At 51.2% G+C, this 23,721-nt stretch carries 21 protein-coding genes; 10 read left to right on the top strand and 11 right to left on the bottom strand.

Translation table 11 applies throughout. From position 1 onward, the window contains the following. Positions 1-82: 82 nt before the first annotated feature. Positions 83-1,450, top strand: a complete 1,368-nt coding sequence (locus tag AB4876_RS11590) for an alpha/beta hydrolase fold domain-containing protein (RefSeq protein WP_368381822.1) — start codon at positions 83-85, stop codon at positions 1,448-1,450. A 49-nt stretch (positions 1,451-1,499) separates the two neighbouring features. Here AB4876_RS11590 and AB4876_RS11585 read toward each other — a convergent pair whose 3' ends face one another. The 4 genes from AB4876_RS11585 to AB4876_RS11570 all read right to left on the bottom strand — a co-directional run bounded on the left by AB4876_RS11585 (position 1,500) and on the right by AB4876_RS11570 (position 4,505). Then, positions 1,500-2,093: a DUF1134 domain-containing protein gene (locus tag AB4876_RS11585; RefSeq protein WP_368381821.1), complete on the bottom strand. Its 594-nt coding sequence runs from the start codon at positions 2,091-2,093 to the stop codon at positions 1,500-1,502. A 74-nt stretch (positions 2,094-2,167) separates the two neighbouring features. Continuing rightward, positions 2,168-2,764, bottom strand: a complete 597-nt coding sequence (locus tag AB4876_RS11580; RefSeq protein WP_368381820.1) for an NUDIX domain-containing protein — start codon at positions 2,762-2,764, stop codon at positions 2,168-2,170. Continuing rightward, positions 2,761-3,342, bottom strand: a complete 582-nt coding sequence (locus tag AB4876_RS11575) for a uracil-DNA glycosylase family protein (protein ID WP_368381819.1) — start codon at positions 3,340-3,342, stop codon at positions 2,761-2,763. The genes AB4876_RS11580 and AB4876_RS11575 overlap by 4 nt, the downstream gene beginning before the upstream one ends. 80 nt (positions 3,343-3,422) lie before the next feature. Then, complete coding sequence (locus tag AB4876_RS11570) at positions 3,423-4,505, bottom strand: peptidoglycan-binding domain-containing protein (RefSeq protein ID WP_368381818.1); 1,083 nt, start codon at positions 4,503-4,505, stop codon at positions 3,423-3,425. A 376-nt stretch (positions 4,506-4,881) separates the two neighbouring features. Between AB4876_RS11570 and gcvP the strand changes: the two genes are divergently transcribed. The 3 genes from gcvP to AB4876_RS11555 all read left to right on the top strand — a co-directional run bounded on the left by gcvP (position 4,882) and on the right by AB4876_RS11555 (position 12,294). Continuing rightward, entirely contained in the window at positions 4,882-7,755 is a 2,874-nt protein-coding gene (gcvP, locus tag AB4876_RS11565) for an aminomethyl-transferring glycine dehydrogenase (RefSeq protein ID WP_368381817.1), read from the top strand. Between the two features lie 246 nt (positions 7,756-8,001). Then, on the top strand, positions 8,002-10,914 hold the full coding sequence (locus AB4876_RS11560; protein WP_368381816.1) for a hypothetical protein: 2,913 nt from the start codon (positions 8,002-8,004) through the stop codon (positions 10,912-10,914). Positions 10,915-10,980: 66 nt separating this feature from the next. Continuing rightward, positions 10,981-12,294 carry an OmpA family protein gene (locus AB4876_RS11555; RefSeq protein ID WP_368381815.1) on the top strand — a complete coding sequence of 438 codons (1,314 nt, stop codon included), beginning with the start codon at positions 10,981-10,983 and terminating at the stop codon, positions 12,292-12,294. Positions 12,295-12,467: 173 nt separating this feature from the next. Here the strand turns inward: AB4876_RS11555 and dinB are convergent, their stop codons facing one another. Next, the gene (dinB, locus tag AB4876_RS11550; protein WP_368381814.1) at positions 12,468-13,547 is read right to left on the bottom strand and encodes a DNA polymerase IV; all 1,080 of its coding nucleotides are present in this window, start codon (positions 13,545-13,547) and stop codon (positions 12,468-12,470) included. Positions 13,548-13,685: 138 nt separating this feature from the next. On the opposite strand from dinB, the gene AB4876_RS11545 reads away from it, so the two are divergent. Beyond that, on the top strand, positions 13,686-14,087 hold the full coding sequence (locus tag AB4876_RS11545) for a hypothetical protein (RefSeq protein ID WP_368381813.1): 402 nt from the start codon (positions 13,686-13,688) through the stop codon (positions 14,085-14,087). Positions 14,088-14,095: 8 nt separating this feature from the next. Here the strand turns inward: AB4876_RS11545 and AB4876_RS11540 are convergent, their stop codons facing one another. Beyond that, positions 14,096-14,386, bottom strand: a complete 291-nt coding sequence (locus AB4876_RS11540; RefSeq protein WP_368381812.1) for a DUF1244 domain-containing protein — start codon at positions 14,384-14,386, stop codon at positions 14,096-14,098. A gap of 113 nt (positions 14,387-14,499) precedes the next feature. Between AB4876_RS11540 and AB4876_RS11535 the strand changes: the two genes are divergently transcribed. Continuing rightward, positions 14,500-15,060 carry a hypothetical protein gene (locus AB4876_RS11535; RefSeq protein WP_368381811.1) on the top strand — a complete coding sequence of 187 codons (561 nt, stop codon included), beginning with the start codon at positions 14,500-14,502 and terminating at the stop codon, positions 15,058-15,060. Between the two features lie 81 nt (positions 15,061-15,141). Here AB4876_RS11535 and AB4876_RS11530 read toward each other — a convergent pair whose 3' ends face one another. Both AB4876_RS11530 and AB4876_RS11525 read right to left on the bottom strand, forming a co-directional pair. Next, positions 15,142-15,786, bottom strand: coding sequence for an START domain-containing protein (locus AB4876_RS11530; RefSeq protein WP_368381810.1), 645 nt, complete (start codon positions 15,784-15,786; stop codon positions 15,142-15,144). Beyond that, positions 15,786-18,074, bottom strand: coding sequence for a TonB-dependent receptor (locus AB4876_RS11525; protein WP_368381809.1), 2,289 nt, complete (start codon positions 18,072-18,074; stop codon positions 15,786-15,788). The genes AB4876_RS11530 and AB4876_RS11525 overlap by 1 nt, the downstream gene beginning before the upstream one ends. Positions 18,075-18,463: 389 nt before the next feature. Between AB4876_RS11525 and AB4876_RS11520 the strand changes: the two genes are divergently transcribed. Beyond that, the gene (locus tag AB4876_RS11520; RefSeq protein WP_368381807.1) at positions 18,464-18,883 is read left to right on the top strand and encodes a secondary thiamine-phosphate synthase enzyme YjbQ; all 420 of its coding nucleotides are present in this window, start codon (positions 18,464-18,466) and stop codon (positions 18,881-18,883) included. Positions 18,884-19,031: 148 nt separating this feature from the next. Then, entirely contained in the window at positions 19,032-19,604 is a 573-nt protein-coding gene (locus AB4876_RS11515) for a YtfJ family protein (protein ID WP_368381806.1), read from the top strand. Between the two features lie 40 nt (positions 19,605-19,644). Here the strand turns inward: AB4876_RS11515 and AB4876_RS11510 are convergent, their stop codons facing one another. Beyond that, entirely contained in the window at positions 19,645-20,148 is a 504-nt protein-coding gene (locus AB4876_RS11510) for an SRPBCC family protein (protein ID WP_368381804.1), read from the bottom strand. 132 nt (positions 20,149-20,280) lie between these two features. On the opposite strand from AB4876_RS11510, the gene truC reads away from it, so the two are divergent. Then, a complete protein-coding gene (gene truC / locus AB4876_RS11505) occupies positions 20,281-21,024 on the top strand; it encodes a tRNA pseudouridine(65) synthase TruC (protein ID WP_368381803.1) in 744 nt (247 codons plus the stop codon). Positions 21,025-21,033: 9 nt separating this feature from the next. Here truC and AB4876_RS11500 read toward each other — a convergent pair whose 3' ends face one another. Both AB4876_RS11500 and AB4876_RS11495 read right to left on the bottom strand, forming a co-directional pair. Then, positions 21,034-21,900, bottom strand: a complete 867-nt coding sequence (locus AB4876_RS11500; RefSeq protein WP_368381802.1) for a DUF2971 domain-containing protein — start codon at positions 21,898-21,900, stop codon at positions 21,034-21,036. 91 nt (positions 21,901-21,991) lie between these two features. After that, entirely contained in the window at positions 21,992-22,783 is a 792-nt protein-coding gene (locus tag AB4876_RS11495; RefSeq protein WP_368381801.1) for an alpha/beta fold hydrolase, read from the bottom strand. A gap of 67 nt (positions 22,784-22,850) precedes the next feature. Here AB4876_RS11495 and AB4876_RS11490 point away from each other — a divergent pair, with 67 nt between their 5' ends. Beyond that, positions 22,851-23,654, top strand: a complete 804-nt coding sequence (locus tag AB4876_RS11490; RefSeq protein ID WP_368381800.1) for a hypothetical protein — start codon at positions 22,851-22,853, stop codon at positions 23,652-23,654. Positions 23,655-23,721: the final 67 nt, after the last annotated feature.

Below are 23,721 nucleotides of genomic sequence, written 5' to 3'. Positions count from 1 at the left end.
CCCGCTAAGCTGGCGATCGACTTTCTAGAGATCGTCACACGCTTAGCCTATGATGCTGACAAACTTTACGGAGAGATACCCTATGTTTTTACTTTCACTACTCTGGGCCTGGACAGCATGGAATGTCTACCACCCCTATAAATCCCGCCCCGAGCTATTGGGTGTGACGAGCTTTATTTTTGGTGTACTCACTGGCGAATTCGGTATTCATATTATTGCCATAGAAGTCGGGCTGACGCTGCTCATTATTTTATTTGGCGAACTCAGTGGCTTTGGCGACGCGCTCGGCCTCGCCATTGCACTGTGCAGCTGGGTGGCCATTGGCGTATTCTACTTCCGAGCCCAACGCGCCGACCCCATCATGGCGCAAGCGGTTCGCTACGGCTTGGGCCTCAGCCCCGAACAAGCCTTAAATACCGCCGACTCGCTGCAAATGACACCGGATTTTCAGCGCTTGCTTAAACCCTTTGCCTACCGACTCCCCAATGTTAGCCGCCACAAAAACATCGAATACTGCACGGTAAATACCCGCAGCCTGCGTCTTGATATTTATCACCGTAAAGATTTACCCGCCAATGCACCCGTGCTCTACCAAATGCACGGCGGTGCCTGGCTAGAAAAATGTGGCAGCAAAAATGAGCAAGCCCTGCCGCTAATGAATCACATGGCCGCCAATGGCTGGGTCTGTGTAGCGGTAGAATATCGCCTCAGCCCTGGTTCAACCTTTCCAGAGCATATTATCGACTGCAAGCGCGGCCTGAGCTGGATTAAAGAACATATTGCCCAGTACGGCGGCAACCCCAATTTTGTCATTGCCACCGGCGGCTCCGCTGGCGGTCATCTCTCAACCTTATTAGCACTCAGCGCCAATGCCCCCGAGTTTCAGCCCGGCTTTGAGGAAATCGACACCACAGTGCAGGGCTGCGTGCCCTTCTACGGCGTATACGATTTTCTTAACAGCCAAAACCAGCGCAGTAGCGAAACCCTAAGCCAATGGGTGTCGGCTAAGGTCTTAAAGAAAACGCGCGCTGAATCTCCCGAGTTATGGCGGCAGGCGTCGCCCCTATATTGGGTGCACAAAGATGCGCCGCCGTTTCTTATAATTCACGGCGAAGCCGACACTTTGGTGCCAGTCGAAGAATCTAGGGTGCTTTACCAAGCACTACAGAATGAGTCGACCCAAGCCGTGGCCTATGCAGAGCTGCCAGACGCGCAACACGCTTTTGAAATTGGCATCTCGCTGCGCACCCAGATTGTGGTCAACCACCTCTGTGTGTATTTAGATGAGTTGTATCGCCGCCACCTGCAGGCTGCGCCAGACGCGACCACTCAAGAACCAGCCGCCACCCCCGCCACCGAATCAGAAGTTGCTGGCACAGCCGCTGCTAAAGAAGTATTGGAAACCAACGAAGACTTACCAAGCCAGGAAAACCTAGAAACCCAACCGTAAGCAAGTAAGCCAGAGATGCTGAACACCTCAGCATCTCTGTAGCTTTAGATCAAAACGGCAGCCACGATTTTTTGCGCGTGTAGTGCACATAACCAACACTTGCGCCGGCACGTAAACCCACACCGGTTCTGATCGGCGCCAGAATCATCTCGCCGCTCTGCTGGTAATTAACCCCGACACCGGCCACAACATAAAAACTGCCATCAACACCCGGAAAACGCTGCATTAAATCGTCGGTCGATTTCAGATGGTAGACCAAGGTAAACACCTTGGCCGCATTGGCGCCCATATCAAAACCCACGGACGGTCCCTGCCAAAAAATAGCCTCGGGAGCTTGCCCCGCCAACTCGACCTCGCCTTGGCCATAGCGCACACCAACCCCTATAGCAGCCGACACTTCTTCACCATATATAACCGCGTTCGGACTGCCTTGCTCGGCAAATAGTTTTTCAAGAGCCTTGGCCAAGCCCTCGGTCGTTTCTCCAAAAAAGCCATTGGCCTTAGCCAAAACCTGCTCTTTGCTAAAGCCCGCACTACCACTGGGTTCAGCGTATGCGCTGGGTATAGCAGCGAACGCCACTATAGCGAGTGCGACAAATATGTCGCGGACTTTTGTGAATAAACTTTCGCTGCTCTTATTCATTGTTAAACCCTATTCGCAATTTTTGAGAAAATAGATATAACACGTTTACGCTCGCCGCAGCGTCTCGTTTCGACTCAGGCAAGTTCCGGCATCGACGCCAAGTATGCGGCCAACTCACCATTAAACCGGCCCAATAAAACATAAATTTTCAAAAGCGCGGCAACGCTAATACCGTCGGTAATACGACCATCCAAGGCCATAGCAACCGCATCACTGAGCAACACCCGCTCTACCAAGATATCTTCGGTGACCTCTAGGGCTTGCTGACCTTGACTCAAACCTGCAGCGATAAAAACGACCGCGCACTCATCGGTCACCGAGTTTGAGGTGTGTAAATCTTGCAATTTAAACCACCGCGCGGCCGACAAGCCAGTTTCTTCAAGCAGTTCACGGCGCGCAGCCGCTATAGGTGCGCTAGTTAAAGGGCAACCGCCTTCTGGAATTTCCCAGCTGAACTCCTCAAGTGGATAGCGATACTGCCTAACGAGATAGGTGTAGCCCTCGTCATCAATAGGCACGACCCCTACCGCAATGTTCTTAAAACAAATTTTGCCGTAGATACCATCGGTGTATGCTGGTGTTTTCACCTCGTGGTGCTCCAAGCGCAGCCACGGATTTTCGTAGACTTGCCGGCAACTGAGCTGCTGCCAAGGCCCCAATTTTTTACTCATTTAAGCTCCAAAATAGTCCGCACCCGCGCCTGTAAACAGGGCAGCACATCACTATCAAACCACGGATTACGTTTTAGCCACAGCTGATTGCGTGGCGAGGGATGAGGCAGCGGAAAATAACGATCTTTTAGCGGGTGCTGCTGAACACGCTCAGCCAGGGTCTTGAAGCCATCGCGTAAATAGTAGCCCTGAGCGTACTGACCAATCAGTAACACCAGCTCCACATTTGGCATCTGGGCCAACAAGCGTGCATGCCACAGCGGCGCGCACTCTTTGCGCGGCGGCAAATCACCTGACCTCCCCTTACCGGGGTAGCAAAACCCCATAGGCATAATGGCTAAGCGTGGATCGGCGTAAAACTGTTCGCGGCCAATGGCCAGCCATTGCCGCAGGCGATCACCCGAGGGGTCGTTCCAGGGAATACCGGTTTGATGCACCCGAGTGCCCGGCGCCTGACCAATAATCAGAATTTTTGCAGCCGTATTCGCCACCACCACTGGCCGCGGGCCGAAGGGTAAATGCTCAGCACAGGCCGTGCACGCTCGAATATCAGTGAGTAACGTTAATAGAGATTCCATGCACTATTGTGCGCTGCACAAAATCATATCGGCAAGCAGCGCTGGATAATTTTATTGTCCAGCGCTCATCGGGCAAAGCGCTATTGCGCCGCTAGCAGTGGTATTCCCAAGGTTTCTAAAACCTCTACAGATAGGCGCCCAGTCGCTAAACCCTGCGACTTTTGGAAGTCGTGTATCGCCGCCAAGGTGTATTTACCCAATACGCCATCAACCCCGCCGGTGTCGTAGCCCTTGGCACGCAGTGCACGCTGCACACTGTAGACCAGCTCCTTGCTAAGCTCGCGCTCGCAGGGAATCATCCGCCAATCCAAACGCGCATCCGCCACTTTCTCGCGGTAAGTAAAGCGTTTGTAAACCGGCGCTATCGGGTGGCGGACCTCACGCGAGGGAACTGTTTCACGCTGCACTTTTACGGTTTTGTACTTAGCAGGCACCAGCTCTTCAATAGTGTGCTCGGGAACATCAACCACCCGTTTGCGCAAAGTCTCATACACCGGCGGCGTCACTTCTTTGCGATATTGCGCCGGCGCGACCAATACCTGTTTGCTAATTTGCTTGTATTTGGCCGGAATTCGCCGCTGATGAACTATTTCGCCGCTCTCTTCATCGATTTTTTCAATTTCACCGCGACCAGGCTGCCACACCAACTCTTCAGGGGTCACGATTACTTCTTCCATGACGGTTTTATACTCGGCGGGGGTAAGTAATACCTGTTGGCTCCGCGCGGGCAGTACTTCGGTGCGCTCCTCCAGCCATTTATAGGTGGCGGGCACCACGGTTAAGCGCACATGCTCTTCGCTCACTAAAACCTGCTCATCAAACCACGCAAAACTTGCTGGCACCGTTTCTAGACGCTCACTCGCCTCTTTAACCATGCGTGTCTCAACCCTATCCACATAGGCTGGTGGCAATAGCATGCGGGCATAGCAGCGGCCAGTTTCAGCATTGGGCGGAATTGCCGGTAGCTCGTCGCCACTACTGACTGTGCGGGCCTTCATTTTCTCGATTTCTATCATCGCATCGGCAAGTGCCGATTCCAGCGAGGAAATGCGTCCTTCTTTGGCGGTGTATTCCGGTGGTATTTGCGCGGTATTCGGTGTCGAGACCGGCACACAAGCGCCGAGTAATACACCCAGCCCAATTACAGCGGGCTTACTACACACCCTAAGCATCCCTTTAAGTTCCACCAGCACCACCGAGCCTCACATAATTACGCAATTAGCGACCATCTTATAACGCTTCAACTAAGGGATTCGAGACGCTAAACGCCTTCATCAGTACTAATTTCAATAAATTAGCCGCCTTGCGACACATTAGCGGCCAATGGTGTAAATAAAATTAAAAACGCATCGCCCGTCAGGTAAAAAAAGGCCTTAAATGCGGTTTGCGATTCCACAGAAAAATACCAAGATTAGCGCAGTGAATTTGCGGCGATCTGCATCAATAAAGCACGCCAATCAGGGAAAATTGCCAAGGAAACCCCCGCCTCTTTATGGTTTAATGGCGGCCGCAAATCCTACTACGCAGGCAGCCCTCAGCATGACCCACAACCTCAACACCCTCTCTCAAAGCGATGACTTCTTGAGACGTCATATTGGCCCGGACGCCGCGCAAACCAGCACCATGCTAAGCGCCCTTGGCGTGAGTTCACTCGATGAGCTAATTCAACAAACCGTTCCCGCCGCCATCCTGCGCGGCGACATGCCGCTACCTGCGCCACAAAGTGAAACCGCAACGCTAAATCGCCTGCGCGAGATCGCCAGCAAAAACCAAATTGCCCGATCTTTTATTGGCATGGGTTATTACGACACCATCACCCCGCCGGTCATTCTGCGCAATGTATTGGAAAATCCAGGCTGGTATACCGCGTACACGCCCTACCAGCCCGAGATTGCACAAGGTCGCCTTGAAGCACTGCTGAACTTCCAGCAAATGATTATCGACCTGACCGGCCTCGAATTGGCCAATGCCTCGCTATTGGACGAAGCCACCGCCGCCGCCGAAGCCATGGCGATGTGTAAACGCGCCGTGCGCAAAAACAAGAGCAATGTATTTTTTGTGGATCGCAGCTGCCATCCTCAAACGCTAGCAGTACTACAGACCCGCGCCCTGCCACTGGGTTTAGAAATACATATTGGCGATGCAGAAAGCGAGCTAGCCAGCACACCCTGTTTTGGCGTGTTGATTCAAAACCCCGCCAGCAATGGCGAGATCCGCGACTTACGCCCCATTACCGCCACCGCCAAGGCACAAGACGCATTGACGGTAGTCGCCACCGACATTATGAGCCTACTATTGGTGACACCACCCGGCGAGCAAGGCGCCGACATTGTGGTGGGCAATACCCAGCGCTTTGGCGTGCCCATGGGCTTTGGCGGCCCCCACGCCGCGTTTTTTGCCACCAGCGACAGTTACAAGCGCTCTATTCCGGGCCGCATCATTGGCGTTTCGGTAGACAGCCGTGGCAACCAAGCCCTGCGCATGGCCATGCAAACCCGGGAACAACATATTCGCCGTGAAAAAGCGACATCCAATATTTGTACATCCCAAGCCCTGCTCGCGATCATGGCGGTGTTCTACGCGGTTTATCACGGCCCCGACGGCCTAAAAACCATCGCGCTGCGCATCAACCGCATGACTGGTATTTTTGCCGAGGGCCTCAAACAATTAGGCTTTGCCAGCAATACTAACTTCTTCGACACCCTCACCGTGCAGTGCGGTGACCAAGCTGCCGAGTTAGCAAACAAGGCTGAAAGCGCACTGCTTAATTTGCGCCGCGGCGCCACCGAGCTCGGCATTAGCTTTGATGAAACGACCACCGCTGCCGACATTGAAAAGCTGTGGGCGGTCTTCGCCGGCGACAAAACCCTACCCTCGGTAGCTGCAATCGACGAGAGCCTCCAAGAATTACCGGGCATCGCCAGCGAGCTCCAGCGCCACAGCAGCTATTTAACGCATCCGGTGTTTAATCAGTATCACTCCGAAACCGAAATGCTGCGCTATATGAACCGCCTTGAGCGCAAAGACATCGCCCTCAATCACTCCATGATTGCACTGGGCTCGTGCACTATGAAGCTCAACGCCACTACCGAAATGCTGCCCATAACCTGGCCGGAGTTCGGCCGTATTCACCCCTTTGCACCCAACAGCCAAGTTGCCGGTTATTTACAACTGGTCGACGAGCTTGAACAACAACTGATTGCCTGCACCGGCTACGACAAATTCTCAATGCAGCCCAATGCTGGCTCGCAAGGTGAATACGCCGGCCTGCTCGCCATTAAGCGCTACCACGAAAGCCGCGGCGATTTTAATCGCGACATCTGCTTAATTCCCAGCTCAGCCCACGGCACCAACCCCGCATCTGCCGCCATGGCAGGTATGCGCGTGGTGATTGTTGGCTGTGATGCCCTAGGCAATGTCGATATCGCGGATCTGCGCGCCAAAGCCGAACGCCACAGCGAACAACTGTCGGCACTGATGGTGACCTACCCCTCAACTCACGGGGTATTTGAAGAAGGCATTCGCGAAATTTGCGACATCACCCACCAGCACGGTGGCCAAGTGTATGTCGACGGCGCCAATATGAACGCCCTTGTCGGCTTAGCTGCGCCCGGCGAGTTTGGCGCCGATGTATCGCATTTAAACCTGCATAAAACATTCTGCATTCCCCACGGCGGCGGCGGCCCCGGCATGGGCCCGATTGGCGTTAAAGCCCATCTGGCACCGTTCCTGCCAAGCCACCCGGTATTTCCGGTAGAAGGCCTAGAAATTACCAACGACACCGTCTCGGCCGCCACCTATGGCAGCGCGGGTATTCTGCCAATATCGTGGACCTATATTGCCCTAATGGGCGCAGAAGGCCTTAAAAAAGCAACTCAGGTTGCGATTTTGAATGCCAACTACGTGGCGAGCCGCCTCAATGACCACTACCCCGTGCTGTACACCGGCCGCAACGGCCGTGTCGCCCACGAATGCATTATTGACCTGCGGCCCTTGAAGGAAAGCACCGGCATTAGCGAAGAAGACATTGCCAAGCGTTTAATGGATTACGGCTTCCATGCACCAACCATGTCCTTCCCAGTACCCGGCACCTTGATGATTGAGCCCACCGAGAGCGAATCCAAGCGCGAGCTAGATCGCTTCTGCGACGCCATGATTCATATTCGCCGCGAAGTAGGCCGCGTCGAAAGTGGTCAGCTTCCCGCCGACAATAATCCACTGGTCAATGCCCCTCACACCCTAGCAGATATTATTGCTGGCGACTGGGACCGACCTTACTCCAGAGAAGAAGCTGGCTTCCCAGTAAGTAGTTTGCGTGAGAACAAATATTGGCCAACAGTGAATCGCATCGACAATGTGTTCGGTGATCGCAACCTAATCTGCTCCTGCCCACCGATCGAAAGCTATCAATAATTGAATTTTGCCCTTCCAAACGGAAGGGCATTCCCCGCCTATATCATTAAATCCAACGCTTTTTTTTGCTTAAAAGCCCTGTTTTAAAACTGTTTCACAGAAATTTTCACATAATTGGCGCTAACATCAAAACCTAGCCGCGCATAGTGTTGTTTTTAGCAACCACATCCGTGAAACTACGTACTTCTAAAAACTTTAATTTTCACCTCACTTGTGTTTCAGCTGTCTTCTCCCGGAGGGGAATAAATGAAAACGAAATTTCTTAGCATATCGTTAGCTATCGCAGCGAGCTTGCTCGTTGCTTGCGGTGGCGGTAGTGACGCCCGCAGCCCAGACCGTGCCAACCCAAGGCTCGACCCTACATCTCTGCGCATAGACTTCCCTTCCGGCACAAATAAGTTCGCCGGCTTAGGTAACAGTAAAGCTAGCGAAGGCCTTCCCGTGCGGATGGTCGCTCTGCAAACAGATGGCGTTCAAAAAAACCTTGGGCCGGAGCTGAACGTCACCGAAGGCACCACTTGGTCTATTGAAGTCCATGACCCAGAGTATGCGGGCCTTGCTGACGGGGTTCGTCTCACAAGTGCCGGCAAAGTAAAAGACATTATTAGCACCGCGCTCCTTCCTGAGCCAAGCGGCCAGATTAAACTTCTCTTAACAGGCACCTACATTTTTGAAGGTGAAAGCAAGGAAGTAAGCGAATATTTTTATATTGTGCCACCCACGCGTAAAGGCGCACCTGAAATCAAAGGCCCAGAACTTATCCTAATCGACCCGCTGAATGCAGACGCGACTGCCACTGCTTCTTATCAGTTGCTGCAAGCCCTGCAAGGTCTGACCCAGACTGAAAACCGCACTGCAGAAGCCCAGTTTTGCGCTAATAAAGGCTTCTTCAACTTTGCAGAATATTCAAGCGACCAAACCGCGGCAGCTGCAACCATCACCAACCCCTTTAATAGCATCAATAATACGGAATCCACTACCGTTATTATCAGCGCCATCGCTCCGGGTTCCGACTGTGAACTGCTCTATGATGACGACACGACCAACGACCCAGCGACCTTTAATGTTAAAACCATCATCATTCAGCCCGCAGCGGTTAAGTCTGTGGATGTGTGCGTCGTAGTCAACCCTGCAGGCCAAACCTGTAATGGTAACGGCGACTTAGACCAAACCGTTACCCCACTGGCAAGCTGCAAAGGCTTAGATAACGGCACCACCCCCATTACAGAAGCAACGGTACCCGCTGGCGAAGTGCTGCAAATGGTTGCCAAACTTCACTACGAAAACCCCTTAAATGTTAACCAAGCATTTGATCGCTACCAGTGCCGCGGCGCCGGTGTTTTAAGCTGGTCAGGAACGCCAACCGACATTTACAGCACCAACCTAAGTGCAACTGACGGCAGTGCGACATTAATTGGCCAGGCTGCATACAACGCCATTCGCAACAATACGGCTAAAAACAATAGCTTGGTTACCGCCAGCTATAAAAATAGCGGCACTAGCACCATCACCGGCAATTTAAAGCTGAACCTTACCGATGCAGATGTTGACTCAATCACCATCAAGCCCATTAATAAGGACGGCTCCCTCGCTACCGTGAACGCGAACGACACATACACCATCGAATACGGCATTCTTCAGGAAGACCAAGACTTCGTTGCCTTTTGCAAATACGCTGACCCTGCCATCCCTGAAGCCCGCTGCGGCGACAGCACAGTTAAATGGACTGTTAGCGCACCGACTATTCTGAAGGTAAACCCAGTACAAGACTCAATGACTACCGCGAGCCCAACCACGCCAGCTAACCCAATCTTTGGTAGCTCTGGTTTAACCGCAACCTACAAAGAGTCATTGGCCGATTCCGTTACTGTCAAAGTTATCGATGACCGCTTAGTTGCTCTGTACCTGTTACAGCAACAAGACGACCCATCACAGGCACCGATTGTTGATGAGTTCTCCTGCCTTGGCAGCGGCAACTACAGCGCTGACGCCAGCCAAGAAAACGGTTTTGACTTTAGCGCTACCCCAGGCAGCCGCAGATTCTACGCCCACGCTCTGTTGAAAAGCGCAGTAGACGCTGGCGCCGACCCAGCGACTGTTGATCCTGCTGACCTCAGTATATTACGGCCTGTTACGGATCTAGAGGCCGTTATATTCACCGCCGATGTTGGCTACTACGACAGCACCAACAAAACCTGTGTTATCGCGCCTATTACCGAAGGTGTTGGCCTGCCAGAAGACAGCATTCCAACTGACACCCCACTGGATGCTGCACTAATACCTCTTGCTGATGCCCTCGGCTCCGGCGTACCAGCCGAAACACTCAACACCCTGCCACTGCAATTAACCAGTGCTGGCAAGCCAGCAGAGTTTAGTGCAAGTGATAATGGGTTATTAGTTACTCAAGGCGATGCCCGCATAGCAACAATGTGTATTCGTGTGTTTGTCGACGCCGACAAAAACCTGATGTACACCGCCGCTAAACCCGCCGAAGGTGGCAACCCTGCAGTAGAAGCAGATCCGCTGTCTGAAAACGGCGCAAGCGTGCTGATTCAGCCTGCTGGCACCATTGCACTGCGAGATCAGGCCGGTTCTGCCTGCCAGATTTTCGACCCACTGCTGTCGGCTAATGACGATCTGTCTAACCAGCTGTTACTACCTGCCCTGTTTAACCTTGGCTACTACGGCGACCCAGCGATCTCTAACCTACCGGTTGGCGACGCGCTGAACCAGATCCCCGTTGATGCATTGCTCGATGCAATTCTAACCGGCGACTTCAGTGCCATTCCTGGCGCAGATCAGCTGCCAGTGCCTATTCCAAGCGATTTGGATGGTGTGCAGGCAATTGTGGGCGACTTAATCACCGCACTTAGCAATGGTGGTGGAGAAGGTTTGCCAACAGACGACGTCATAGCCGCAATTACCGACTTAGTGGCTATGATTCCTGGCGCAGAGGAGATTAATCCTGAGGATTTGGCTAGCGCACTCGAAGGCTTAAATCCGGAAGACTTAGCTGCAACCTTGGCCGGCGCTTTAGCGACAGTTGCAGAGCAAACAGGTCTTCCCTTAGATCTAGCTCCTGATCTTACAGCGCTTAACGGTGTGCTTGACACCTTAGGTTTGGGCGACATCTTATCCGGCCTCGAGCTCCCTCTCTAAAAACAATAGAAAAAACGCGACCAACTGGTCGCGTTTTTACAACACAAAGCTATGGAGAAATTATCAATGAGTAAACTGCGTAATATAACGCTTGCTCTTGCTGTTGGGTGCAGTGCATTTTCCGCCTATGCAGCCGATGACGAAGAAACAGTAATCGATAGCCGCTGGCGTGTTCATGGCATGATTGGCTCTACCTTTGCTGATAAAGACGATTACGACTCAGGTAACGAAGGCAAAATTGGTATTGGTAAACCGATAAGTGCCTATGTCATGGTTGATACTCACCTCAACTACGGTGAGTTAAAAAACACCAAAAATGACACCTACAGCCGCTTTGCCGGTGGCTTAGATTTTCTGTATTTCCCCCGTGGCGCGTTTATGCTAGACGCAGATGCACTGCAGCCCTATATGGGCGTAGGCGTCACTTACCATGAAATTGATTACGAAACGTCTACCGTCACGTCAAATCAAACTGATTACGGCAGTGATGCAATCGTCGGCTTTATGTATGAGCTAGATAAAGTCTCCCTTCGCGGTGAGATTCGCTACCAAATTGACAGTATTCAGCGAGACCTCCCGTTATTTCCTGACGACGATAATTTCTACACCTACGCAGCCCTAATCGGTATTTCGGTGCCCTTTGGCGAGAAACCGCGCCCGTATAATTACGACTCCGACGGTGACGGCGTACCCGACCGCATCGACAAATGCCCCAACACTCCACGCGGCACCCCGGTTGACGCTACTGGCTGCCCGCTGGATAGCGACGGCGACGGCATCCCTAACTTCCGCGACCAATGCCCCAACACGCCTCCTGGCGCACGGGTTAACGTAAACGGCTGTTCTATTGATGACGACGGCGACGGCGTTCCAAATGATATTGACCAGTGCCCAGGCACCCCACGCGGCGTTCCAGTAAATGCTCAGGGCTGCCCATTGGATAGCGACGGCGACGGTGTACCAGACAAGATTGACCAGTGCCCCGGTACTCTGCCAGGCCTTAAAGTCAATTCACGTGGCTGTGTAATTTCTCAGACTGTTGCTTTAAGCGGCGTGCATTTTGAGTTTAACAAATCGCGACTCATGCTGGATTCGCAGACCGTACTTGATAAGGTCGCAGAATCACTGGCCAATGAGCCTGACGTCAACATTATCATTATGGGTCACACCGACTCTGTGGGTAGTGATGCTTACAACCTGAAACTGTCTCAGTCTCGCGCCGAATCAGTAGTACGCTACCTGACCGGCAAAGGTATTAGTGAGTCACGTCAAAAAGCCAAAGGCTACGGTGAAACGAAACCAGTTGCCGACAACAACACCGACGCAGGTCGCGAACGCAACCGTCGTGTTGAGCTTCAGGTGATAAGCCCTAATAAATAAGGGCTTTTAATCTGCAAACAAGGGAGCGCGGTTTTGCCGCCCTCCCTTTTTTATTGCCAAATTAAAACGCTTTACCGGAGACGGTGAACGCAAATCTACTGCATCACCAATGCCAATTTTTATGATGCTTGCGAAGGTGAACTTCTGGGGAGCATGGCTATTAAATAGAGGGGCTATATACCAGGATCAAACAAATCTAACTGATATTCAGCGCGACGTTCAGCAACCCCATTTTGTTTGGCCGCAAAGCGAACACCCACACCAATCAGCCTAAGGGACGATTCCATTCTTAGCCAAGCTTCTTTGAGCAAGGTCTCAAACAGGTCTAATTCAAGAAAGCCGTCGCAGCGCCGCTCTATGGTGGTCTGCCTAAAATCAGCCGCCTTCAATTTCACAAACACACCGCTAAAGGTTTCACCCTCGTGCTTATGCAGGCGCCGCTTGAGTTCATCGAGTAAGGCCGGCAAGGCCACTAGTGCCAGCTCGACACCCTCGATATCTTCGGCGTAAGTATTTTCGACACTCAGGGATTTACGCTGACGGTGGGTTTTAACATCGCGGTGATCTATTCCCCGCGCATAGTCATAAAGCTGCTGACCAAACTTGCCAAAATGACGCTGCAGCTCATCCATACTACGCTGACGGAGATCGGCGCAGGTGTAAATATCTAGCGCGGCCATACGCTGCTGCATCACCTTGCCCACACCATGAATTTTGCCTACGGGCAGGCTCAAAACAAAGTCATCGACTTGCGCAGGGGTAATCACGGTAAGACCATCGGGCTTATTCCAATCACTGGCCACCTTGGCCAAAAATTTATTGGGGGCCACCCCCGCAGAAATAGTAATACCAAGTTCAGAACTCACTTGTTGACGGATTGCTTGGGCAATTCGGGTTGCGCTGCCCTGAAATGCACTGCTGTCGCTTACATCCAAATACGCTTCATCGAGAGAAAGCGGCTCAATTACTTCTGAATACTGGGCAAAAATAGCGCGGATATGCAGCGCCACCTCGCGGTATTTATCCATATTTGGCGTAACAATAACGAGATCTGGGCAACGTCGCAATGCAGTTGCTGTAGCCATGGCCGAATGCACGCCAAAAGCCCGCGCCTCGTAATTACAGGTCGCAATCACGCCGCGCCGCGCCGCATCGCCACCAACGGCTACGGGCCGACCACGCAAACTGGGGTTGTCGCGCGCCTCTACTGAGGCGTAAAAACAATCACAGTCGCAATGTATTATTTTGCGCAAACGCTGCGTCTCACGGTAAGCGACCTACTGCTGGATAAATAGCCAGTAAAATAGCAAATCACCAAGCACAAGTCACCCGTGATTGTGCGTTATACTAGCGTATTAGCCCTCATCATCAGTATTAGGTATAGGCAAAAAATGGCGATTGGCAGCTGGACCCCAGAAAAAGAGAAAGACACCCTTAGTATCGACCAGCAGTGGTTACAACAATGCATTGCCCTGAGTCGCAAGGAGCAACTCGAATCCTTACCCGCACCCTTTAGCGAACAAGAGCAGCAAAGCTACTCGGCCTTTATGCGCTTCTCTGCAGAGCAGTGGCAGACTGCAGTCGCCGAACTGAGCAACGACGATTTAATCGATTTAATTCGCTTTTTCACCCGCGCCGAGAAATTAATCAGCGGCTGGGATGCCGGCAAGGAATCCCCTGCTATCTGGATTAATAAAGCCCTGCGCAAGCGCGGTGAGAAGCTGTCTCGCGACATGTTATTGTGGATTCGCGCCAACACCGATAACCGTTTCATTCCAAACGGCGGGCTTTAAGCCCCCGTTTAATCGCTTTTTTTCGCAAAGCTCGCCAATTGTTCTGGGCTTGCTTCAGCCTGAAACTCAGCCTTCCACTGAGCGTAGGGCATACCGTATACCCGCTCCCGAGCTGCTTCATAATCTATGCTTTCGTCCTCTTGCTCTGCGGCGGCAACATACCACTTAGATAAACAGTTGCGACAAAAGCCCGCCAAATTCATTAAATCGATATTTTGCACATCTTTGCGACTATCCAAATGCGCCAATAAACGTCGAAACGCAGCCGCTTCGATAGCATCAGTTTTCAATTTATCCATTTTTTTCACCTATCATTCCAGTATTCACTGTCCATTATCGCAAAGTTTGCTATGTTAATGCTGTTGCTGATTTTTATTTAACAACAAAAATCGACCCTCAGAGGCTCACCGACATGGCAAATAAGAAAATGGATCCCGTCGCATTGATCCGCAAAGAAATCGAATCCCTAGAACACAAACTTGAACAGTTGCGCGATCGCTTAATGGCGGATGCCCACAAGGCAATGGATAAGGCCAAAGCCCAAGCTGAACGCGCGCGTGAAAAATTAAAAGCCGAGCAGCAAAAGCTGAGTGAATTACAGCACAAAGCCAAGGCCAGTATGGACGCTAAAATCCACAAACAAGTCGAGCGCGCCCACGGCGCGGTAGACGCAGCCAAAGAATTAGAGCTAGATGCCAAAGCCTTAATGATCATGGCCAAAGAGCAGCTCGCCGACCTAAAAGGCGATTACCAGCGCGCTAAAGCACTGGCAAAAGCAGCTCAGGATGCCGCGAAAAACTTTGACAAAACTAGTAAACCGCCAGCCAAGAAAGCGACCGCAAAAAAAGTCGCTGTTAAAAAGGCCGTCGCCAAGAAAGCCCCAGCAAAAACTGCAGCCCCAAAAAAAGCCGCAGTGAAAAAAGCACCAGCCAAAAAACCAGCTGCTAAAAAAGCCGCCGCGCCTAAAAGCTAGCGCTCCCTCGCTTGTTCGCCGGTCAAATTAATACCGAGCAGAGCTACTCTGCTCGGTATTATTCGTTTAAGCGGCGGGCCATCATTTTTCTAAAACCGCTTTCACTTGCTGTAAGGTTTTGAACGGCGCATCTATCGAAAGCCAATTCAACAACCATGCCGGAATTGGCCCTGCGGGGTCGGCATGCATCTCAGCGATCAGCTCCTGCTCGCTATCAGACAAAGGTATTATCCGCCAGCGATTCTCCGCGTTGATCACCCGCACCCTATTTTTATACTCGGGCACCCCGCCAGCAACCGCCCTGGCCGACATTGAAACGACTCCAGTCACCGTATCGGTATGCCACTCCGTTAGCAGCAGCATGTCGCGGTCTGTTACCGGCCAAGGCAAATCATGATGCACATATATACGTTCGACCCCCGTCGTAGGGGAGTCATGGCGATAAGACTCCTTACACATCTCATCCCAGCTAGGCCGCAATTCAGGATTCTGCAACAAAGCCACCACCTCAGCTAGCTCTGCACGAATCTTCACAATCCCTTTCACCGCGCGAATTGGCGAGCCAGCTACCGCGCGGCTGTATACTTGAATACCATCGCGGTCCCGCTCTAAGCGCCAATCCTCCGCGGCAAGGGCGCCAGAGAGAGCGATACCCACCAACACAAGCCAGATACGCAGCCACGGCCGCATCACGCTCACTCTGTACTTGCCTTGAATTCGGGCCATTAAATATCACCAATGGTAAATTCCACGCCTAGACGGACAGTGCGGGGCGGATTAAAGATCGTCAAAATACCGCCGGAGTTTGGCGTATCAAAGACCACCGCAGGCTTAAATTCATTGGTTAAATTGGCGCCAATCAAACTAAACACTGGCGCGCCAGGCCAGTTTGTCATGCTAAGATTGGCAGAAGCGCCGACGAGCGCCAGTGGTGGATGTTTATAGGTTTGGGCCAAATTATTGTAATTACGGTTTTGATAAGTATAAGACAAAGTCGCACTAAACTGCCCCTCACTAAACGGATAAGCCCACAGCAATAACGCCGAGCCCGAGACCGGTGGCGAGCCAGGTAATTCGGTACCTGCTGGTGCAGGCCCTTGGAAATCATCAAAGAAGGTGGTGGTTTGGGCATCCACATACGAGCCATTTAATTTAAGATAAAAACCCGCTGGCAGCAGCATATTCATCCCTAGCTCAAAACCACGATTGCGCGCACCGCCAACGTTATCGGTATACGCAAAGGCGCCAGTATACTCGCGCTGCTGGACCTGCATATCAGTCCACTCTAGCTGAAAGACCGTGGCATCGAGCTGCAACGCCCCTTCAAACCATTCCGTGCGCACCCCAAGCTCATAATTCCAAATTTCATCGGATTCAAAAAACAAAGGTACATCGGGATCGCGGCTGGGATTTTGGTTGGCGCCAGCATAGCGAAAGCCTTTTACAATAGAGCCAAATACCGAGAATTCATCGCTATAGCGCCACTGCACCGTAAACTTAGGATTAAATACCGTCTCGCTGATTTCGCCCTGATCACGCCCCAAACCAATACCCGACTCAATAGGCAGGGCATTAATGACCGGCGCTAGCGCGGCAACCAGGGGATTAGCCCCCGCCAAGCCAGAGACGGGATCTGCTGTGGTGGAAATATCGGCGGTAGTCGACTGTTCAAAATAACGACCGCCAAAACCCAGTTCCCAGTGCTCACCAAAGCTACGCTTAATATCAAAGAACAAGGCTTTTTCTTCGGCGTAGACATCGCCCTTTAATTGCAGGAGATTACCGGTTTCTTGAGTACCGATGTCTAAACTTAGAAACTGATCACTCTCTATATAAAACAGGCCCAGCACATAGTCCCAGTCTTTGAATATCCACCAATCCGACTGCGTCGCTTCTGCTGACACTAGGCGCAATTCAGCACTGGGCTGAGATGAATAAATTGTCGTATCACCATAGGCGCCAATACCCGCTTGCGAGGTGCCAAAAAATTGCGAGTAATCTAGCCGCTGAGGGTAATCCTTATCGAGCTGGCTCAGAATTAAACTAAGGTCGGCAAATTCAAAGCCGTACTCACTGGTAAGAATAACTATATCGGTGCGGGAATCGAGAATATCGGGAAAATATCTATTTGAATGCGTCGCCTCTTGGTCGTTGTCGGCAAACGAGCCGTCATCCTGGTGGGTTTCTCTGCGCAATGCGTTTAAACGAAACTCGAGCTTTTCGCTAGCCTGCCAACTCACAATACCCCGGTATTGCTGTGAGTCCGTGGTGTTTATATCATCCTCGCCGGAGCGCAGATCTTTCACATAGCCTGGCCGATCACCAGTGCTCACCGCAAAGCGCATGGCCAACTTATCGTTCAACGGCTGATTCCACATTACATCGTAGCGGTGAGATTTCCCGTCGCTACCCTCAAGCGTGCCCACTGCCGCCGCCACTTTGCCATACGCCTGTTCATAGTCGGGATGGTTAGGCACATAGCGCACCGCGCCTGACAGCGCCGAACCACCAAACAGGGTTCCCTGTGGCCCTTTTAAAATTTCTACTGACCGCAAATCGAAGGGATCTATATTTGGCTGCGGGCCAAGTATCGAGGGGTTTACCAGTGAGATATCTTCGTAAAACATACCGAAGGTGCGAGTAAAGAAGGTAAAAAAGGTATCAGTAGATACACCTCGAATAATGATTTGGGCCGCCTCTGGATCCAAGCCTGGACTTACGGAAACACCTGGTGAAAAGCGTGCAATCCCCTCAACATTTTCTACCCCAATTTCTCTCAGTGCGTCGCCGCTAAAAGCATCAATACTTAAAGGAATGTCGCGCAAATCAGTTTCGCGCTTAGTGGCAGTCACTAGGACCTCCTCTAAAACCCGCGAACGCAAGGCTTTAGACGATTTGGCCTCGGCAGTCGCGAGCCCCTCCTCGGCTTCCTCACAATATAAGGGGCTGCTTAAACTTAAACCAATAATTATTACACTCAGCAAATACAAATTACTGCTGGAACGTCGTGACATATGCCCTTCTCCTTGGCGTCATTAATAGATGGAATATTTATTGTTATGGTTTGTCTGCTGTGATGTCTTCTGTCTGAGGTTTCGCGCAAATTTGAGATGCTGAAAAATGCTAATTGCTATCACAAGGCGACCGCGCAAATCGACCAAAATTTGTAAGCTTATCCCTTCTACAACAGTACCTGTATGGGCAGGACATCGAACAGACCATTAAAGACTAGACCCAGCATATATATTTCGCAAGCACAAAATATCTAAACTAACTTGATTTAAATGTATTAGATTTTGTAGCGTTTAAAATGCAAACTTAAGTAGGCCGACAAATATCGATCTATTCGGTAGGACTTTAAGGGTATTTGACAATACCACTGGGACAGAGAGCTAAATCAACCATGTGGATTAATAAAGAAATTCGTTTAAAACCACGCCAGCGAGGCTTTCACCTGATTACTAATGAGCTTATTAGCCAACTACCTGAACTAGCCAAATTCAAAATCGGCCTACTCAATGTTTTTATTCAGCATACCTCTGCCTCCCTATCCATCAATGAAAATGCTGACCCAACGGTGAGAGAAGACTTTGAAAGCTTTTTCTGCCGCGCCGTTCCTGAGGGTGAGCGCTACTACAAGCATATTTTAGAAGGTGATGACGACCTTCCCGCGCATATTAAAAGCAGCCTTTTGGGAAGCAGCCTTACTATCCCGATCAGCGACGGTAAGCTTAATTTAGGCATTTGGCAGGGGGTCTACCTCGGCGAGCACCGCAATCACGGCGGCTCGCGTACCTTGGCAATTACCTTACACGGTGAATGATGCTCACAGCGCCCTCTATTCAGTAACTGTTCAGCTACACCCTCTAAACTATGAACTAAGCGTCATCTTTCCCTGCTGAGCGCTATGTTATTCTTGTCGATATTTTTAAATCATTAGTTCCACAATTAATAATACAGGTACACAAAACATGCTGAATCTTAAAAAAGTACTGCTGGGTCTTACGCTAATCACCGGTGCTTGCAGCAGCTATGCCGTAGAAATGGGGGGTACGCTTCCCGATGTCAGCATCCCCACTAAGGGCGAACTACTATTAAACAAATCCAAGGTTACTTATAAGAATTGGTCCAGCAGTAGCATCCAACGTGGCTCGCCAGCACTGATTTTTCATATGGCAGCCAGAATGTCTTCAGACAAAATTATTGCGCCGCTACGGGAACGCCTAGAGAAAGAAGATTTCACACCCGGCAGCTTTCAATCGATCAGCGTGGTCAATATCGACGACGCCCTGTGGGGCACCTCTGGCCTAGTCAGTAGCGAGATGGAAAAAAACAAACGTGCCCACCCTGAAGCAATTCTGGTCGCCGACGATGGTGGTCGCGGGCTCAAGGCGTGGCAGTTAAAAAAAGGAGATGTCGCGGTGATGCTACTCGACGCCAAGGGCGAAATTCGTTATTTGAAGGAGGGTTCGCTGAGCAGCGACGACATCAACACTATTATTGGCTTACTAAATACTGAAATTGCGCGGGTAGCCAGTAATTAAGCCCCAACTGGGGCTGCAGTACGCTTACTTAGCAGCACTATTATTTTTTGTTTCGCTCCTCAAGCATGCACGCTAACCGACGTAACATTAGTTTCAGCCCCACTCGCATCACGGGGCTGACCAGCGGTAAAAAAAATCGACTCACGCCCCTAGGGCGTAAAGCGACCGTTAACTTCACCCTACAACTGTTGTCATCGATTTCGTCTATCTGGTAGCGCTCGGCAAAGGACTCCATACGTCCGTCACTGGTATGGGTAAAGCAAAAAGCCATTTCCCGTCCCCGCTCCCACGCGATAAACTCTTCATGCGCCACGAGCCCACCAACTGTGCTCACGGTGCGGGTGGTACCAATACCAAAGGGCTGTTCGGCAGTCCATTCTATCGTTCTGATTAGCTTTACCCAGCGCGGCCAGTCCTCTGCGTTTTCAAAGGATGAAAATACGTCCACAGCACTGGACTTAATCACAACGTCAGCAACGTAGCGAAAAGGCGCCGTATCAAAAAATGTCATATCGACAGTTTTACACGGGTATTTTTTTACCACACAAACTCTCCATGGGCATTAAACTAGCTCGAAGCCAGCAAGTAATCCGAAATCTAACACCCCCAGTAAAACTCAAACAAGGTAAGACCGTGAATATGACAAAGTCTTCATCTAAGGCTATCAGGTAAAATAATGAGTATATGCGCCGAAACCCTTCCTATTCTCTACCGCGACGAAGCCATTATCGCAATTAACAAGCCCAGTGGCCTGCTTGTGCATCGCAGCCCTATTGACCGCCATGAAACCCGCTTTGCGATACAATTACTGCGCGATCAAATCGGCCAGTACGTGTATCCAGCCCACCGCCTCGACAAACCCACCTCGGGGGTTTTGTTATTCGCATTAAACCCCGATGTAGCGCGCAGCTTGGCCCAGTCTTTTCAGGCCCACCAAGTAGCCAAATCTTATCTCGCGGTGGTTCGTGGTTTTTGCGCCGACAGTGGCCATATCGATCACCCACTTACTGAAGAACCAGATAAACGCATCGCCAGAAGCCAGCCCGCGGCCCCGCAAGATGCGGTTACCGACTTTCGCTGCCTTGCCCACCATGAACTGGATACTGAGATTGAAACCTACCCGACGTCCCGCTATTCGCTGGTCCTAGCCGAGCCCAAGACTGGCCGCCGTCACCAGCTACGGCGCCATTTCAAGCATATATCGCATCCAATAATTGGTGATGCCAAGCACGGCCGCGGACGACACAACCGCTATTTTGCCGAGCAACTAGATTGTCCGCGACTGCTACTTCATGCGGCGCGGTTAGGCTTTAAGCACCCGTTAACTCAGCAGGAAATAAAATTGAGCGCTGATTTAGACCATAGCTATAGCCAGCTTATTACGCGCTTTGGCTGGCAGAAGAAACTTAGCGAGGTTTAGCGGCCGGCGCTAATTCTGCCGGTAGGGAATTTGGCAGTACTCGATGCCGCGCACCGGGCGAATACCGTGTTTAGCAAGGCACATCTTCATTGAGTTCATCGACAGGCTTATATTGGGAGTGGGTCCAAGAAACACGTGATCGAGGGCCACTGATTCATGCTCTTCCAATACTAAGGCAAAACTCATATAGGGCACCAACATACTGCGCCCTTCCCGGAAATTCACCGCCGCCTGGCGGTAATCAGGAATAACCGGCGAGACCAGTCGCCACTCCTGCTCCTCTTCAAAGGAGGGGTGCTTGAGAATTGCCGCCAAACGCAGCAAATCGCTCTCAAGATGTTCAAATAATTGGTGGTATACCTCGCGCTCAACGCCGTCGTCGATATCCGCAGCCAACACCTCTACTGCATCGACCACCTGCGCGATTAAACTCTGCTGCGCCTGATGATCGTATATGCAGCGGCCCATACGAAAATCTTGGGCGCGGGCGCAGCGGCTCACCGTTTCGGGATTAAAGCCTAGGCTTGCACCCTTACCCACCGCGCTATAACCCCGCCATTGGCTAAGTAAGTTGCCATTAGCTCGAAACGAGGCGCCAAATAAAATATGGCCATTGGTAATCCGGTTCTTTACCCAATCTAAAAAGCTGGTGAGCAGATGGGGACGGCTGTGACCATTATTTATACGCGCGGTCACGTCGCGGCCAACTAAGTCGGCCGTGTGTCGCAACTCAGCAGAATCATTCATATAGCGGATATCACTGGCCCACAATGTGCGGCTACCAATAATCCCCAACACACCGCTTAAAGACGTGTAGTGATATAAGGTTTCCTGAGGCGGCTCCGAAAACAAAGCCTCAGTAATGGCGCTAATCATAGCCCTCCCCCATTTATCGTATGTTCTAGCCAAACCTGTGGCGCAGCTTACTCGGTTAAGTATAGCCTGCCACGAGCGTACTGAGGCGCAGTTACACCTCCGCTTTATCCGCCGCCAAAAAGTCCTTTACCATGCTATTAAATATCTGCGGGTATTCGGCGTGTAACCAATGGCCAGCACCGTCTATAGTGTGCATATGCATTTGCGGAAACTGGCGTTGCATTGGCACCCGATTTTCGTCGCGAATATATTTCGACAACCCACCACGAATAAACAACGTTGGCCCGTCAAAAGACTCGCTGTTGGGCGCATCGCGTAAATTATCATAACACTCAGCAATCACCGGCAAGTTCATCCGCCACATCCAAGCATCTTTGCCATCGCGGGCGATATTTTTTAATAGGAACTGCCTAACCGCCAGTTCAGGAACCGCTTTCTGTAATAGCTCACCAGCCTGTTCACGGCTGCGTAAAGCCCGTAAATCCATCCCTAGTAGGGCGGTAATAATTTCATCGTGACCCCGCCCATAACGCACCGGCGCAATATCCGCCACAATGAGGTGGTCTACGCGCTCGGCATGTGTCACTGCCACTTGCATAGCCACCTTGCCCCCGAGTGAATGACCAAGAAAATGGGCCTTGGCAATTTTCAGCTGATCCATAGTGGCCAAAACATCCGCCGCCATGCTCGGAATATCCATGTAATCGCTGTGCGGAGATTTACCGTGGTTGCGCAAATCCATACGAACAACCTTAAAATCCGCGGCCAAGACCCTAGCAACCGACATCAAATTACTGGCGGAGCCAAATAAACCGTGTAGTAAAATCACCGGAAAATCGCCATCTCCGCTGACTTCGGTATGTAAACTAAGGGCTCTGGGCATATGTTCGCTTCTCTTCATCTATAGCGGTTGTTAGAATGCACAGGCTTTCAAATAAAAAGGTGTTACTGTGCGATTAACTTTTTTCATACTAGTACTGGTCAGTGCGATATTCAGCACCGGCTGTAGTTCAACAGATTACAACCCGACGACCTACGACTATTTTATCAGTCGCGACGACCTCAAACAAAAACCTCTTAAAAAAGTCCTGCTAGCAACAGTTAATGTCAGCGGCGAACCCACTCGCTCCATATTGCGCGACAGTGTTGATAAAGTAGACAAGCAAGTTGTGGAATATCTAGAGAGCAATGGCATTAGCCTTGCGCCCAGCCATTTATTTGATAACGCTTGGCGTCAAGCCCTGTTGACCTTCGGCAACTTCTACGACCCAACAACCGGCAAGGTTGACCGTGTTGGCTGGCAGCAAGTTATGGCCGCAACTCTACAAAGCTTAAAGGAACAAAAAGACATCGACGCCATCGTGTTTACCGATTTACTCGAACACGACATCCAGCACAGCCCAGGCATGAAACACTATGCGCGCTGGTATGGGGTTAGCCGCGAGCCAGCAACTGAAGGGCCTACCTCGAGTGTTCCAACCGACTTCAATTGGACCCAAGTAATTAAGGGCGCCACCCTGATGGTCACTATTTATACGCCAGACGGTAAACCCCTGTTCTCTAGCCGCGGCGGTATCGACACGCTACACAGTATAGACTCACGTAAATCTCAAAAAAGCTTTGTGCGTCGCAGCAAAATTTTAAGCCGTTCTAGCAGCATTGAAGAGGGCATAGAACTCGCCTTCCACCCTCTTATCAAAATGAGCCGCTATCCAGGCAAGCCCGAAAAGCTCACGCCTGCCGCCGCCGAGTAGGCAAGCAACTAGCCACATCGTGGCCTCTGTTCACGCAGAAGGCCACGAGTTAACTGCAAAACTTCCC

Origin of the sequence: Zhongshania guokunii (assembly GCF_040892635.1) — a bacterium.
Lineage (GTDB): Bacteria > Pseudomonadota > Gammaproteobacteria > Pseudomonadales > Spongiibacteraceae > Spongiibacter > Spongiibacter guokunii.
The sequence above is the reverse complement of the archived record's forward strand: the minus strand, read 5'-3'. Positions and strand labels throughout refer to the sequence as shown.